We start from the raw sequence: 14,111 nt of genomic DNA on the forward strand, positions 1-14,111 counted from the left end.
ATTCCACCTCCACCAGCTCTAATTATCCTTGATGTCTAAAATATAGTCAAAAGGTTTTTTTCAGGATGACTCAATTCCCATAAAACAATCACAGGAACTCCCTCGAAGAGAGTCCCTGTGACGGTTGTCTAATATTCCAATAATATGCCCTGTGAATGACGGTGACCGAAGGAATAAAAGGTTTCTTCTGCTATTTTTCCATCGGGAAGCATTTTTACTTCACCTGTGTAAAGAAAATCCTCCTTATCCCAATACCGAAGATCTAAAAACTCGACCTTCGATTCAGTTCCATCATCGACTCTAACGACATGAAAATAAGGTGTAAACTTCGTAAAGATTTCGGCAAGCCCTCCCTCGAGAGCATTCGTAATCCACGGATCCTTCTCATCCCATTGGGGAAGAGTTTTCAGGATCTTAGGTTCTCCTCGTAGAAGCACTCCGAAGCTTACTCTTTCATCTTGAAAGATGAGGAACGACCAGTTAAACGGTCGATACATGGCCGGAAGAACTTTGATAGTTACTTCCTTGGGAAGATGGAACTTCTCCACTAACCGTTTCCGGGTTCTTAGGCGGTCAAATTCTCGAAAAAGAAGATAGGTTATGCTTAAGATAAAGGCAGCACTCGTTGAATTCCTCGCAAATTCAGGGTGAACCATGGATAAAATCAGTGAAAAAAGGAACAAAGCAAACACGATGGGATCCGTTAACATCACCATATCAAAGGTAAATTTCTTACGATAAAACGGCCATAACAACTGAGCTCCATAAGAATTCAGAAGATCGGCTAAACCATGCGATAAGGTTCCAATCAGAGTCCAAAAGACAACGGTCATCCATGGAGTACTAGGGAAGATAGAATAAACGACACTCCCTAAACCAAGAGCCATTCCGCCCAAAGCTAGAAGTGAGTGGCTGGCACCACGATGTTTGAGCAGATAATTTATTCTTCCTTTGAGGTGAGTGACAATATCGAGGTCAGGAAGCATAGCGCCAAGTGTACACCCAAGGAAAACAGGATCATTAAGCTGCATCGGGTGTCCGGAAAGTGTAGCCAATGCTGCCCCAATCAAACCATGTGTTATAGGATCGATGTTTAGCCACCTCCATGTCTTTTTGACAACTCCAAGATGAGTGTATGATTTTTGCGAACGGTTTCATTATATCATATAAAAAAACAATAAGGGTTTCCTCATTCTAGTAATTTTTTATCTCTTACCTTGTTTAGGCAATAATTTCAAAAACATTTATTTACTTCTCTACAACTCTAATTAACTCTACAACAATAGAAGAGCTCAGCTTTCACCCTGAGGGAAAACCGAGCTCCTGTTATTTATTCGCTACAGATAGTGATATGGATTATTTAATGGAATGCGAAGCAACTTTAATCGAACTATTAATCCCCGTGATACCTTCTACATGCTGGCCCATGGATTCTGCCCAGCGTCTATCCTCATCCGAGTATACCTCACCACTGAGGAAAGCAATTCCTTCTTGAACAAAGGCGCGAACCTGTTGAGATGTCATGCCATGTTGCCCTAATTTACGGACGAGCTGCTCGGTCATCCATAGATCTTCCCCTTGAGAACGATGACGGGCAAAGATTTCACTGACGACGGCCTTCACTCCTGGAACTTGATAGGCCGTATCCACTGCCCATTCCATTTCCTCTTGATAACCGACCATCCCGGTTAGAGTGACCAAACCATTCCGTGCAGTGGTCTTGATCTCGTGTGCATCCACCCATGGAGAGACTACCATCGCATCCTCTACGCGATTAACAAGGGTTGCATCATCCACTGCCTTCTCTAGAAAATCAATCTCACTCCGTATCTCTTTCACTCCCCTCACTTGAGAAGCAATTCGTTTTGCCAGCCGCTCTGTACTTTGTGTCTCAACATGCCCTAGAAGAGTTACAACCCCTTTACTGACTCGGCAGCCTAGACCCATTATTTCCTCATAATTGGATTGAGTAAAGCGTTCCCCTACCTGTTTTTCAATATCCTTATCCGTGATTTTCCCATCGTTAGCCACTGTCAGAGCATTATCAACTTCTCTGACACCATCAATTCTTCGAATCCTTTGCCCGATAAAATCTTTCTCACCCAGATTATCGACGGTACCCCATAACGAAGCCTTATCCCCTTTGACCTCAACATGAATCCCCTGTCCGGTTTCTCCAAAATGCGTTTGGATAAGTTGTTTTATGTCTTGAAAAACGTCCTTTTCCGATCGAGATCTTTCCATATTTGTCCCTCCACTGTCAAAAAACTAAACCTAGTTTTACACTGAAGGTGCTTTTTTATCCACGAGACCAAGAACTCCAACTTTAAAACTCCGCAGAGCTTAAGCCAGGGAAGCTCGCGAACCTCTTTCAAGAAAATTGATTAAATCCTCAGCACAATGCTTTGGTACATCAATCTGGCCCATATCGACGGGTCCATACATTCCGTGGAAATCACTTCCGCCCGTTGAGAATAGAGCCTTTTCCCTTGCTAACTTCTCATAGTCCTCTATCAGGGTTTCACGTTTTTCCCAGTAACCGTAATAAACTTCTAACCCTATAGGTCGCAGGGATAAAAGCTCTTGCACGAGCTGATTATCCTTGAGTAATCCAGGGTGGGCGAGAACAGGGACTCCACCACATTCATAAATAAAATCAACAGCTGCTTCAAAAGGATTTTCTAAAAAGGGTAAATAGGCGACTCCGTATGGCTGAAAAAGCTTTGCAATACTTGGCCAATGAATATTTCCGTGCTCATGCTCATGAAGTGCTCGCATGATATGTCCTTTCGTCACTGCACCTTCTGAGCTCGCCATATCTTCCACTTCAGCCCACTTCAAGGTAAAGCCATCCCTTTGTAAACGATTAACCATTTCATACGCTAAAGCTGTCCGATGAAGTCTGAGTTCCTTAAGACGGGACTGAAAGCTTTGATTCTTCATCGACTCTGGCTTAAAATAGCCCAACAGATGGACTTCTCGGCCCCTATACGCTGTGACAAGCTCAACTCCTGGAATTATGTGAATGCCCTGTCTCTCTCCTAACTTTACTGCTTCTACGACTCCGTTTGTGGTTTCATGATCTGTTAAGGAAAGAACACGAATTCCCTGTTCAGCCGCGACACGAATCACGTCACGAACAGAAAGCGAGCCATCGGACTCTTCGGTATGGACGTGTAAATCTATATACGTGCGATCCACCCCCCATACATTTTTCGCACTGTTACAGTCATTGTTATCGTATTCTTTTTTTATAGTTATAATCCTGCTTAAAAACCTCATAGGATTATTATAAGTATTTCTTACATATTAGTCCTCTATTTGTCCTCTTATTTTTGATATTTTCGTTTGGGGGAAATATAATTCTTTAACACATAACTTTTCTTAGTTTTTGTTCAAGTTTTTATCTATAACTTCTATGACGTCTGTTGACACATAACCCACCTTCAAGTATAATAGCTTTTGTCACTATTCATTCATTTTAGATGACCTAGGGGATTAGTTTAATGGTAGAACAGCGGTCTCCAAAACCGTTAGTGTGGGTTCAACTCCTGCATCCCCTGCCAAAAGAAACCTAGACACCGCAAGCCTTTGCGGTGTTTTTTATTGTACTGCTATTTACCTATTTCTACCTCAATATAACTTTTTTTATGTCTTTGAGCACGTTTTGGGCACGTTCTTTGTTGCCAAATCGATAAAAATAAAGGCCTAGACAATAGGTACCTCCCCTTATCCTGGGAAGTAGCTACTGTCTAGGCCTCTGTCGTGCAGTGCGCCTATTACTCGAGAATAGATTCTATAAAGACTGTTCGTTCCTCAACTAAATTATATTCCTTTGCTTTGACAGATGATAGCTCTTCGTTACCTAGTAACACTCTGACGATAGGACGCATAGGCAAACTTCTGTTTTGATCAACGATAATCCCAATCTCACCCGTATTGAGCTTTACCGTACATCCTGTTGGATATGCTGCTATATGCTTTAAGAAGGTAACGACAAGGTCATGTGGGAAGAAATTATTTGCTGCTCCCATGACAACTTCAATTGCTTCATACGGTAAAATTCGAGAACTCCCTGGACTATCATTTACTAAGTTATCATAGAAATCTGCCAACCCAACAATTTGCGCTAAGTTATGGATACGGTCGCCCGCAAGTTCACGAGGGTATCCCGTTCCGTTCATCCATTCGTGATGCTGAAATGCGATGTGAGCACTCAAGAGACTTAATTCCCGTTTGACTCGGAGAATTTCAAATCCTTCTTCTGTGTGTGTCTTATACAGTTCAAGTTCTTTTGGTGTAAAAGGTTCTCTCTTGCATAGGAGTTCTTTCGGTAACTTTATCGTTCCAATATCGTGAAACAAGGCTCCTATTGCTAAAGCCTCTAAATTCTCTTTCTCCAGACCGGCCGCTTTTCCTAAAATCGTTGCTAATACACAAACACTCACGGAATGAGCAAAAACTTGGTTATCATAACTTCGCATGTCAGCAAGACTTAAAAAAATATCTTTTTGTGAGAAAATGTCCTCAATAATATTATTGACAGCTTTTTTAATTTTAAAGCCATCAAAGTCTTTTCCAATCCGGACGGCTTCAGCGGAATGCTCTAGCGAGATCATTGCTTCTCGTCGATGTTCTTCAGAAATCACATCCTCAATTTGGATATCCTTTGTTTCCTCATCGTCTATGTAAATGATGTTAATGCCCAAATCCCGCAACCGATTTGTATACAAGTCGCTAAGAGCAACTCCTCTACCAAGCAAGACACGTCCATCATGGGAATAGATGGTGCGTCCTAGTACATCTCCTTTGTTGATTCGATTGATACTTAACTGTCGCAATTAAACCTTCCTTTCACAAAAAAAATCGCCATGCAAAAGTAAGCATGGCGACAACTTCTTAAAATAGAGCAAATTCGGCGGCTTGGCAGTCATTAGTTTTTATAAACTAGAAGACCCATAGCTTTGCGTCCTTGACTTTCGCCAAGTTTGCCATTGTCGATGCTTTTGAGCTTTAAATTAGGATAAATAACTTTAAATACGATTATAACATAGTTTACTTTAAGTTAATTCAGAAAAAAACATTTTTGTTTTTTTAAAGTAAAGTATTTTTCAAGACATCTGCCCGTAATTTTGGCCATAAAGCCAGATACATAGAATACATATAGATTGTTTGCTCTGGATATGGTAATAAGTTTATTTAACCAGGCTTTACGCCTGGTTTACTTATCTAACTATCTCCTTACCTGCCTAATAGCACCGCTACAATCATGAATACAGACGTGAGAAAGCACTGTATGAATACTTACGATGAATTTATTAAATAATACTTAAGAAAGGGTGATGACTTTGAAAGATCGCTTTACCTTTGGTTTCTATTCTGGTGTGGTAGCTGGTTTAATCATGAATGTTCTAAATCTTATATCTTATTACGTCTTAAATATTGCTACTCTACGATACCTTGATTTTATGGCAATTATCGTTTATGGGAACAAACCGATGAATACTTTTGATAGCATTTTGGCGTTAATCATCCACTTAGGTTTTACTGGCATGTGTGGAGTACTTTATGTATATATCGTTCCTTTGATTAGAACACAAAATCATATGTTCAAGGGTATTCTCTTTGGACTTACAATTTTTTTGCTTACTTATTCAATAACGTTTTTATTTAAGGTAAATGATCTTATGATTATTCCACCATATACTGTGGCATCAAATACAATTACTGCATCAATCTATGGCCTTGTCCTGGCGAAACTATATAAAAATAATATTAGAATTGACTAAAATAAGTTCAAAGAAAACCCGGCTTCGCCGAACCTTTTAAGCACTCATCCAGAAAGGCGAAGTCGTTGGTTGCCCTTGTGTACCGTGAAAGTTATACTTTCTGATATACAAAAAAATGACCCGAGGAATGACTTCCCCGAGTTGTTGGCTGAGAATATGCTGAAAAGCTTTCGCTTTGCTAAACTAAAATGCCAATTCCCCCAACCCTTAAATATCGATATGATAATCCTTTATCTTACGGTATAGGGTAGTCTTGCTCAAGCCCAATATGCTCGCGGCGGCACGCACATTATTCCCGGTTAAAGACAAGGCTTTTTTTATCATTTCTTCCTCCGTTTCTTGTAAAGAGGAAAAGGACTGGAACTTCCCTAACTTTTCATTTGGCCGCGGCATATCCAAATTTCTATATACGCTTGCAGGCATATCCTGCGGCTTGATCACTTGCCCCTCACAAATATTTGCAGCGTAAAGCATGGCGTTTTTCAACTGTCTAACATTCCCCGGCCAGGCGTAATTGAGCAAGAACGCTTCCACCTCTTTATTCAGTTTGAGCGGTGCGCGCCCCTCTTTTTCGCAGATTTTCTCAAGGAAATGGTTCGCAATCAGCAAAATATCCTTGTCTCGTTCCCGGAGCGGCGGCAGATCCAATTCCAGAGTTTCCAGCCGGTAATATAAGTCAGCGCGAAATTTCTTTTCCTGCACCAGTTGAAAAAGGTCTATATTGGTCGCCGCGATCAAGCGGAAGTCCACGTGAATGTCTTTATTGCTGCCTAAACGCATGACTTTTTTGTCTTCCAGCACGCGCAAAAAAGATGGCTGAATTTCCAAAGGCATATCGCCAATTTCATCCAAAAATAACGTGCCGTCTTTCGCCAACTCGATTTTGCCCAACCGGCCTTTATTTTCGGCACCGGTGAAAGCCCCGCCTACATATCCGAACAATTCGCTGGCAATCAGGTTGCTGGGAAGGGCGGCGCAATTGATCGCGACAAAAGGCCCGCTTCTTCCACTGGCCTGATGAATGGCATGGGCAAACATTTCCTTTCCTGTACCACTTTCTCCGGTAAGTAGAATGCCGCTGTCGGTCTGCGTAAAACGTGCGGCCTTCCGGACCACGTTTTGAATTTGCTGGCTCTCGCCCAAGATACTCGAAAAAGAGCGGTTCGCCGCTAAATATTCTTCGGATCGTTGAAGCTCTACTCTAATTTCCTGTTTTGGCACGGGGCGTTCGCTGTTTTTTTCTGTAAAAAGAGTCTCTCCCCCGAACGCGTAGCTGCGCTTCGATAGCTCCAACTGGCTTTCCACCGTAAAGCGCAGAGTGTTAATCCAGAGCAAAATCCGATGGAGGGTTTCCTCATTGAGCAAGCCATCCTTAACATGATTAATAGTGGTAATCAGGCCCAGCCTATTTCCCTGGGCGTCCCAAACCGGCGTCGTGGTTGCCAATTGATGTTCCAGAGCTTTGCAGTAATGCCGCGATCCGGCTAATTGCGCCATTTTTCCGTATTCGATACAGAGTGAGGTCGAAGAGGTCCCTACAGTTTCTTCCCTCCAGATAGAACCACTGTGGGGGTTCAGTCTGAGCAGATGGTCGTTATCCGACAAGTCTAATAACGTGCCGTTTTCGTCGAAGATCGTAAGTGCTGTGTGCATGTTCAGCAGGGGGAGAAGCGCATTAAAATAAGATTTTGTTAAGTCGATAAACTTTTTCTTATCGCGTAATAGCGCTTTCATTTCCTGTGATCTAAGAACATAGGGTAATTCCTGCATTTGCGGATCAATCTGCAATTTTTTGCATCTTTGCCACGAAGCAGCCACCTCTGGCTCAAGCAAAAAAGAGGTACTCGGTTCCTCACAGTTTTGCAAAAAAACGTCCTTATATAGGCTGATTGCTTTTAAATCAGCCATATTTGCTCTTGAAGTCGCAAGAATATCTTGTTTATTGTAGTAAGGCTGTATCATTTTTCACAAAACACCTCCTAAAATAACATTTGAACGAACTTTCGACTCCGAGGTTCATTGATAGTGCCTTTGTATCGTTTGCAAATAATTATATAGCAAGGAAAGTAAGCTTGCCACATAATTATATGTAAATAGCCTCAATTTCGTTTTTAACGGGCCACCAAAATTGGTGGCCCACCATTTATTGAAAAAACTATGCTTTATTTACCGAATCATTGCTATCTTTTATCTTAGTCAAATCTGCTTTGCATTTTAAACAAGTTTTTGCGGTGGCAGGATTAATAGAACCACATTCTGGGCATTTTACTGGCTTTCCAGCAGTTGGTGGACGAAAACACATGACCTAGTACCTCCTATTATAATTGTCGCGACGCAGCTACCCAACGCCAAGGCTTACCTGTTAAAGAAACCGGTAGAGTTCGCTCAGCCCGCCACGTTTTTCGTCGCGTCTTTAGCAACGGCCGAGCGCAGAGTCCCTGCCGCTAAACCGATGAGCGTTAAAAGGACTAAAAGACCGAGTATTGTTGCGAGGGGCATAGGATTGCCGCCGAGAAGTGCCATTGTCGTTCCGGCTATCGCGTTGCCAGCGCCGATACACATAAGCAACAACGCTCCACCGCCCCACTTACCGAGTGCATCCATCATGCCGAAAGGCGTAAGCAGCGCACCCAGCGCTATACCTAAAACGAGAATGTGTGGAGGATCTAGCTTCGTAAAATTCATAAAGATCTGAAATAACGCACATAGAATTCCGCCCAAAAGAAATGCATTAATGTACATCATCGTGACTGACCTCCTAAACGGTATAAAAGGCGACAGCACCTATTATCACCGACAAAATTGTTCCAAGGCCTAACACAAACAAAACAAGCGAAACCGCCGCTTTAGTCGCCGCGCCCGAAGAACCGGCCTCCATTTTGGTTCCCGTGAAAACACCCGCTACGGCGGCGACTAAGCCGCAAAGGGGAAGAATTGCGCCAAAATATCCAATCTTCTCTATCTTCTGGTAGATCCCAGCAATAAACAGCAGTCCGCCAATCATGCCGACTAATAGTAAGGTCATGGGGCCAACAAGTGGCGATTGTGCTCCTAATGCGGCAGCAGACAAGTCCATCAAACCCTGCGCCAGCACGGATAAAAGTCCGCCTACAATGAATGAAGAGGATATTTGTTTGAACATCTTCATCTTGCTCCTTTAAAGAACAAATAGATGCAGGCCGGCGGATGCCCGCGGCAATCCGCCGGCCGTTCTTTCGTTCTAAATTAAACTCTAATCCAACGCAAAAAGAACTTGTTTGGGGTGATCCGCTAGAATTTTCGCCAGTTTTTCTATGGATCCGAAGGTCATGCATTTAGCCTGACAATGTTGTACGCAAGAGGGGAGTTTGCCTTTTTCCACCCGCTCTGCACAAAGGTTGCACTGGTTGGTGGGCATGGGGATATAGCTTATCTGCCATTTATCTTGAGCATACTCCCAAGGGCCAAGCTCCGCGAGCTTGATACCGAATTGACCCACTGGAAGGCCTAACTCCATTTGGCAGGCTACTTCACAAGTATGGCAACCGGTACACCAGTCGTAATCGATTAAAATTCCGTTTTTAGCCATGCTTATTCACCATCCTTTACTTTGTACAGCTTGCACAGCATCGTCTTGAAATTGGAACCAAAACCACTTCTACCAGGAATCCAGGGAACGAGATTGTTGATGTTCAGGTCGAAGACATCATATAAGTTATCAGGACCAGCTTCCGGCAGCCACCAAGCGTGGTCGCAGGTTACCGTACGAGGATCGATAACTGGGGAGGCTTTTACACGCCTTTTAGCACGGCCGCGTTGATTTTCTACCCAAACCCAATCGCCATCCTTAATACCAAACTTTTTGAGTGTTTTAGGATTCACTTCAATCTCGGCATCTGGTCTTAGGGCACGGTTGCGTTCGATCTGGCGGTGCTCCGAATGGAACATACTCCAGATGCGGGCACCGGTGGTGAGCACCAATGGATATTCATCAAGCAACTCCGGTGTTGCACCCGGTCCAGGGGATGGCTCTTCAAAGTAAGGAAGGGGATCAAGATTGGCCATTTCGTAGAACGTTGAATAAAGCTCGATTTTTCCGGTAGCGGTGTTGAAACCAGGCTCTCCATCCGGTCTTAAAAGTCCTTTTTCATAGCGTTTGTAGTTAAAAGGCATATAGGCCGGTGACTTTTCCTGGAGTTCTTGGAAGGTGAAGCCTGTTGGTTTCAGAATATGGGTGAACATATCTTCGTCGTTATTCCATGGCCAAGCTTCTGGGTTAAAGCGTTTGCCCAGTTCAAGATTGATTTGCATATCCGACTTGCATTCCCCGATTTGGGTAACTTTGTTGATGACTTCGCCACGTTGTGCGCCATCGCCAACCCGGAGCCCGTTGCGCTCTGGGAATGTAGCGGCCGGCAAAACGACATCTGCTACTGCCATAATCGATGGAGTCATGAAGATATCAACAAAAACTACGAAGTCCAGTTTCGACACTGCCTCCATCCAACGCTTTGGTTCGGCCGCAACACAGGCAACGGGATTCGTGGTTTGGTACCATGCACCATGAATTTTGTAGGGTACTCCTGTTTCCAGGGCTTTCTGGACAGCATCGGGTTGAGCAATCTGGAAGCCATACTGCAGTAAGGGATAATCTTTTAAGCCGATGCGCTTTTCAGCTTGCTCTGGGCTTAAGAGGTCTCGTCCCCAACCACCGGAGTAAGGAAGAAGTTCGGGCGGAACGATGATTCCACCGGGAACGTCCGCATTGCCAGTGATATAGAACAGCGCAGCGATGGCTTGGCTCGCCGGTAGTGACTCTTTGGTCATATCTACAGCGAGTCCCCATTGTAAGGTTGCCGGTTTGCTCTTAGCCAGAATGTGGGCGGCATTGCGGATTTTTTCCGCTGGTATCCAGGTGATTTCAGCGACTTTATCTACAGGGTATTCCTGCACCCGTTCTTTCAGCTGTTCGAAGCCATACGTCCAATTTTCGACGAACTCCTTGTCATAGAGTTCTTCATTGATGATGACATTGAGCATACCGAGTGCCAGGGCGGCGTCGGTGCCAGGACGAATCTGCAAATGCTCCTCAGACCTGGCAGCAAGCCAGGTGACTTTCGGGTCAATACTGACGATCTTCATACCGCGTTTCATCATGTCGATAACCCAGTGACCGTAAAAGCCGTCCGAGTTAGAGGTAAGCGGATAATTGCCCCAAATAAACATTGTCTCAGGTACTTTATACTCAGGGTTATTGTAACGGTCCATGAATTGCTGCGAGGCATCCGCCACCCAGTAGCCCCCCGTGGTGGCTACCATGCCGGCCACGCGCGGTAGGTAACAGGCAGCACCGGAAAGCGGGTAGCAATAGTTCGGTGAACCGAAGGACCAGGAGAGACGAGAAATCCATTGTGCAATATCGCGGCCGGTCCCCTGTGTGAAGAGGACTGACTCCGCCCCAAATTCCTCTTTAATTTTGTTGAACTTTTCTACGATGAGATCGTAAGCTTCTTCCCAACTGATGCGCTCCCATTTATCCTTGCCACGGTCTTTCGGATCGCGTTTCATTGGATAAAGCAGCCGATCCTTGTGATTTGTCACTTCATTCACATTCAAGCACCGAACACAAAGTCTGCCGTCGTTGTATGGGTTTTCCGGGTCCCCTTCCACTTTGACCAACTTGTCGTTTTCGTCTGTGTAAAGCAAAACACCGCAACCGAGATGGCATCCAGGTCCTGACCAGGCACTACCCCGTGTGACCTTAAGATTACCTTCTTGGTATTTGAAAGGTTTGGCATGCTGCGCATATGACCAGGTTTTTCCTTCCATTAATTCAACCTTCCTTTCTCCCTGTTCACCATTTTGTTTGCTTTTCGATGGTTAGAAAACCCCAGCGCTGGGTTCTGCAGATATATAATGCAAATCGCGTGCCAACATAAAAGCGAAAATAAAACCTTGTACTTCAAGGCGTTTTGCTGAAAAAAGAAAAATAACAGTTGTCCCATTTGTTTACCAATGTTCCCGTTTTGTAAAAATAAGCACATACTAAAAATCAGCGTTCTAGAATTGCTCCCTTAACTTAGTGACTATTTGCTTAAGCAATATTGCCATGAATTTGGCCGGATTAAATCTTCATCCGCTCTATTGCCCAAAAGCAAAGCCCAAATATTCGACAATCTGGGCAGTAAATAAACATACAAGTTCGTGGCATCATTCTTGCATTTTATTATGACAATAGTGTAAATCTAAAAACTTCACTGGAAGGAGAGATCGTTGTGGAAGACGGGTTTGACGATATTAACAAAAGGATCAAACAAGATGAAGTTGTTATCACTGATGAAAAAATCCTAAATGACAAAGCTGAAAAACAAAAACATGTAGATGCAGTGACAGCTCCTACAATGGCAACACTTTTTGCTAACTTGGGCAAAAAATCTCTAGAACGAAAAGAAAAATCTAAGGAGTGAAAACATAATTAGTTACTATCATTTATTTAGAAAATCGACAGATCTTAGAACTTTTACACTTAACGAAAAAGAAACGTTTTTAAGAATCAGCATTGAAAAGGAAAGTTACTCCGAAAGTTTAATTTCTTTTTGCAATGATTCCTTATTAAGATTAAGGTCGGATATTGAAAATTATATTAAATCCCATCATAATTTTAAATCATCGTTTAAACCCTTAAAAATTTCACCTAATGCTCCTAAGATAATCAAGCGTATGGGAGATGTAGCACAAGCATCGAATGTAGGTCCCATGGCTGCAGTTGCAGGCGCTATAGCTGAAGCTTTGGGTGAGGAAATGAGCCAGTATTGCAAGGAAATAATTATAGAAAATGGTGGAGATCTTTATATTAAGTCAAGACAGAAGCGAATTATTGCTATTTTTGCCAGCAAAACAAGGTTTTCTTATCAAATCGGTATCGAAATTGCCGGGGATGAAACACCCCTTGGGCTTTGTACCTCCTCTGGTACCATTGGCTCAAGTATGAGTTTGGGCAAAGCCGATGCAGTAGTTATTAAGGCCAATACTGCCTCCTTGGCAGACGCTGTAGCTACGGCAACAGCAAACATAATTAAAACCTCTCAAGATGTGAAACCTGCCGTTGAATTTGCAAATAAAATCACAGGTATTACTGGTGTTTTAGCTATTAAAGACAATCTTTTAGCTGCATGGGGCGATTTAAAAATAGTAAAAATTTAAATGACAAATAGCAAAAAAGTACCTCAAAAAAAATGACCCGAGAAATAATATTCCCGGGTTTTATAGTAGGAGGAGGAAAGAAAGAAAGTTCCTGTCACCTATACTATGCTTTTTGTCTGAATTGGTCCTGATTGTGGCCTGAGAATATACTGAAAGTTACTTCCATAGATCGTGCTCCAGATAGCGCTCCCTTCGATTCGAATAAGCCATCGAAACACTCAACACAGCGGTTAGCCTTGATACCACATGAAAAAGACAGGGAATTCACCCTGCCTAGACATTCGTTTCTTTCTTTTTATATTCCAGATATCTTTTTCTTCCCTCTTCATAAGCTTGTTTTTCTTCATCCGTGCTCAAAATAATTCCTGAAACCTGAGTCGGCTTTCCCATCTGATCTAGGGCTACAAAAGTGAAAAATGCAGTTAAGGCTACTTTAGGTGGCGCTTCACACTTCAAATCCTCCACCTTTAACGTGACTTTTATCTCCATCGAGGTTTTTCCTACAAAGACCACATGGGCTTCACAAATGACCAATTGCCCTACAAGCACGGGCTGATGAAATACCATTTCATCGACTCTAACGGTTACAGCATTCATCTTAGCATGCCTAGCGGCCGTAACTCCGGCACAACTATCCATCATTTTCATGACTTCCCCACCATGTACTTTGCCATCTGGGTTTGCCTTATTCGGAAGCATAAGTTCCGAAAGGGTTGATCTTGATTCATAAACCCTCTTCATATTCGTTGGCATAGCGATATCTTCTCCATCCATACTATTCTTTTTTATGATTATTATTTTGACTTAAAAAAGCAGACTTTGCAAGGGTGGTTTTCAGACACATTTCGGACATATTTAAAGGGTTACCTCACTTGCCGAGACAACCCTTTAATGTGCTCTATGAGCAATAACAAACGCTGAGCTTTTAAGACCAGTACAAATCCTTAAAGCCTTCCATATCTTCTGTCAATGAATCGCCGCGGTTATTCCGCTGCTTTGCTAGTTCCGACCTCTTTTTCTTATCGATATCCTTTTTACCCCAGAATGGAAAAGCCATGGAAAATCCCTCCTTTTTTTACTTAGGATGGACAAATCCATGCTAAACCATACATTTTGATCCTCAATATTTCGACTAAGTTC

General features: G+C 43.0%; 15 protein-coding genes, 1 tRNA gene and 1 riboswitch. Of the genes, 4 read left to right on the forward strand and 12 right to left on the reverse strand.

All coding sequences use genetic code 11. The features are described 5' to 3' along the window. Window positions 1-128 precede the first annotated feature (128 nt). The 3 genes from ACZ42W_RS13960 to ACZ42W_RS13970 form a co-directional block, all read right to left on the reverse strand. Window positions 129-1,055 carry a metal-dependent hydrolase gene (locus ACZ42W_RS13960; protein ID WP_464165957.1) on the reverse strand — a complete coding sequence of 309 codons (927 nt, stop codon included), beginning with the start codon at window positions 1,053-1,055 and terminating at the stop codon, window positions 129-131. Window positions 1,056-1,356: 301 nt separating this feature from the next. Next, window positions 1,357-2,244, reverse strand: a complete 888-nt coding sequence (locus ACZ42W_RS13965) for a BON domain-containing protein (protein WP_464165958.1) — start codon at window positions 2,242-2,244, stop codon at window positions 1,357-1,359. A 99-nt stretch (window positions 2,245-2,343) separates the two neighbouring features. Continuing rightward, entirely contained in the window at window positions 2,344-3,201 is an 858-nt protein-coding gene (locus tag ACZ42W_RS13970; RefSeq protein WP_464165959.1) for a PHP domain-containing protein, read from the reverse strand. A 291-nt stretch (window positions 3,202-3,492) separates the two neighbouring features. Here ACZ42W_RS13970 and ACZ42W_RS13975 point away from each other — a divergent pair. Then, window positions 3,493-3,566: transfer RNA gene (locus ACZ42W_RS13975), tRNA-Trp, on the forward strand. 213 nt (window positions 3,567-3,779) lie between these two features. Here the strand turns inward: ACZ42W_RS13975 and ACZ42W_RS13980 are convergent. Next, window positions 3,780-4,841 (reverse strand): HD-GYP domain-containing protein, encoded by a 1,062-nt coding sequence (locus ACZ42W_RS13980; protein WP_464165960.1) that lies wholly within the window; start codon window positions 4,839-4,841, stop codon window positions 3,780-3,782. A 73-nt stretch (window positions 4,842-4,914) separates the two neighbouring features. Next, window positions 4,915-5,003: riboswitch (cyclic di-GMP riboswitch) on the reverse strand. Between the two features lie 345 nt (window positions 5,004-5,348). On the opposite strand from ACZ42W_RS13980, the gene ACZ42W_RS13985 reads away from it, so the two are divergent. Next, window positions 5,349-5,789 carry a hypothetical protein gene (locus tag ACZ42W_RS13985; RefSeq protein WP_464165961.1) on the forward strand — a complete coding sequence of 147 codons (441 nt, stop codon included), beginning with the start codon at window positions 5,349-5,351 and terminating at the stop codon, window positions 5,787-5,789. A 207-nt stretch (window positions 5,790-5,996) separates the two neighbouring features. Here the strand turns inward: ACZ42W_RS13985 and ACZ42W_RS13990 are convergent, their stop codons facing one another. The 6 genes from ACZ42W_RS13990 to ACZ42W_RS14015 all read right to left on the reverse strand — a co-directional run bounded on the left by ACZ42W_RS13990 (window position 5,997) and on the right by ACZ42W_RS14015 (window position 11,597). Further along, window positions 5,997-7,751 carry a sigma-54 interaction domain-containing protein gene (locus ACZ42W_RS13990; protein ID WP_464165962.1) on the reverse strand — a complete coding sequence of 585 codons (1,755 nt, stop codon included), beginning with the start codon at window positions 7,749-7,751 and terminating at the stop codon, window positions 5,997-5,999. A 193-nt stretch (window positions 7,752-7,944) separates the two neighbouring features. Continuing rightward, a complete protein-coding gene (locus ACZ42W_RS13995; protein WP_464165963.1) occupies window positions 7,945-8,091 on the reverse strand; it encodes a hypothetical protein in 147 nt (48 codons plus the stop codon). 83 nt (window positions 8,092-8,174) lie between these two features. Beyond that, entirely contained in the window at window positions 8,175-8,534 is a 360-nt protein-coding gene (locus tag ACZ42W_RS14000) for a SpoVA/SpoVAEb family sporulation membrane protein (RefSeq protein ID WP_464165964.1), read from the reverse strand. A 13-nt stretch (window positions 8,535-8,547) separates the two neighbouring features. Continuing rightward, complete coding sequence (locus ACZ42W_RS14005) at window positions 8,548-8,931, reverse strand: SpoVA/SpoVAEb family sporulation membrane protein (protein ID WP_464165965.1); 384 nt, start codon at window positions 8,929-8,931, stop codon at window positions 8,548-8,550. A gap of 90 nt (window positions 8,932-9,021) precedes the next feature. Beyond that, window positions 9,022-9,357: a 4Fe-4S dicluster domain-containing protein gene (locus ACZ42W_RS14010; protein ID WP_464165966.1), complete on the reverse strand. Its 336-nt coding sequence runs from the start codon at window positions 9,355-9,357 to the stop codon at window positions 9,022-9,024. Between the two features lie 2 nt (window positions 9,358-9,359). Further along, on the reverse strand, window positions 9,360-11,597 hold the full coding sequence (locus ACZ42W_RS14015; RefSeq protein ID WP_464165967.1) for a molybdopterin-dependent oxidoreductase: 2,238 nt from the start codon (window positions 11,595-11,597) through the stop codon (window positions 9,360-9,362). 446 nt (window positions 11,598-12,043) lie between these two features. Between ACZ42W_RS14015 and ACZ42W_RS14020 the strand changes: the two genes are divergently transcribed. Both ACZ42W_RS14020 and ACZ42W_RS14025 read left to right on the forward strand, forming a co-directional pair. Beyond that, window positions 12,044-12,235, forward strand: a complete 192-nt coding sequence (locus ACZ42W_RS14020) for a hypothetical protein (protein WP_464165968.1) — start codon at window positions 12,044-12,046, stop codon at window positions 12,233-12,235. Window positions 12,236-12,242: 7 nt separating this feature from the next. Beyond that, window positions 12,243-12,971, forward strand: coding sequence for a UPF0280 family protein (locus ACZ42W_RS14025; protein WP_464171011.1), 729 nt, complete (start codon window positions 12,243-12,245; stop codon window positions 12,969-12,971). A 273-nt stretch (window positions 12,972-13,244) separates the two neighbouring features. Here ACZ42W_RS14025 and ACZ42W_RS14030 read toward each other — a convergent pair whose 3' ends face one another. Next, window positions 13,245-13,724: an acyl-CoA thioesterase gene (locus tag ACZ42W_RS14030; protein ID WP_464165969.1), complete on the reverse strand. Its 480-nt coding sequence runs from the start codon at window positions 13,722-13,724 to the stop codon at window positions 13,245-13,247. 172 nt (window positions 13,725-13,896) lie between these two features. Further along, window positions 13,897-14,028, reverse strand: coding sequence for a hypothetical protein (locus ACZ42W_RS14035; RefSeq protein ID WP_464165970.1), 132 nt, complete (start codon window positions 14,026-14,028; stop codon window positions 13,897-13,899). Between the last annotated feature and the right edge of the window lie 83 nt (window positions 14,029-14,111).

It is taken from the genome of Desulfitobacterium elongatum, from assembly GCF_055378975.1.

Coding starts and splice junctions, on each gene's coding strand:
- ACZ42W_RS13965 (WP_464165958.1), bottom strand. CDS start 2,244: ATGGAAAGATCTCGATCGGAAAAGGACGTTTTTCAAGACATAAAACAA.
- ACZ42W_RS13990 (WP_464165962.1), bottom strand. CDS start 7,751: ATGATACAGCCTTACTACAATAAACAAGATATTCTTGCGACTTCAAGA.
- ACZ42W_RS13995 (WP_464165963.1), bottom strand. CDS start 8,091: ATGTGTTTTCGTCCACCAACTGCTGGAAAGCCAGTAAAATGCCCAGAA.
- ACZ42W_RS14000 (WP_464165964.1), bottom strand. CDS start 8,534: ATGATGTACATTAATGCATTTCTTTTGGGCGGAATTCTATGTGCGTTA.
- ACZ42W_RS14005 (WP_464165965.1), bottom strand. CDS start 8,931: ATGTTCAAACAAATATCCTCTTCATTCATTGTAGGCGGACTTTTATCC.
- ACZ42W_RS14010 (WP_464165966.1), bottom strand. CDS start 9,357: ATGGCTAAAAACGGAATTTTAATCGATTACGACTGGTGTACCGGTTGC.
- ACZ42W_RS14015 (WP_464165967.1), bottom strand. CDS start 11,597: ATGGAAGGAAAAACCTGGTCATATGCGCAGCATGCCAAACCTTTCAAA.
- ACZ42W_RS14030 (WP_464165969.1), bottom strand. CDS start 13,724: ATGCCAACGAATATGAAGAGGGTTTATGAATCAAGATCAACCCTTTCG.
- ACZ42W_RS14035 (WP_464165970.1), bottom strand. CDS start 14,028: ATGGCTTTTCCATTCTGGGGTAAAAAGGATATCGATAAGAAAAAGAGG.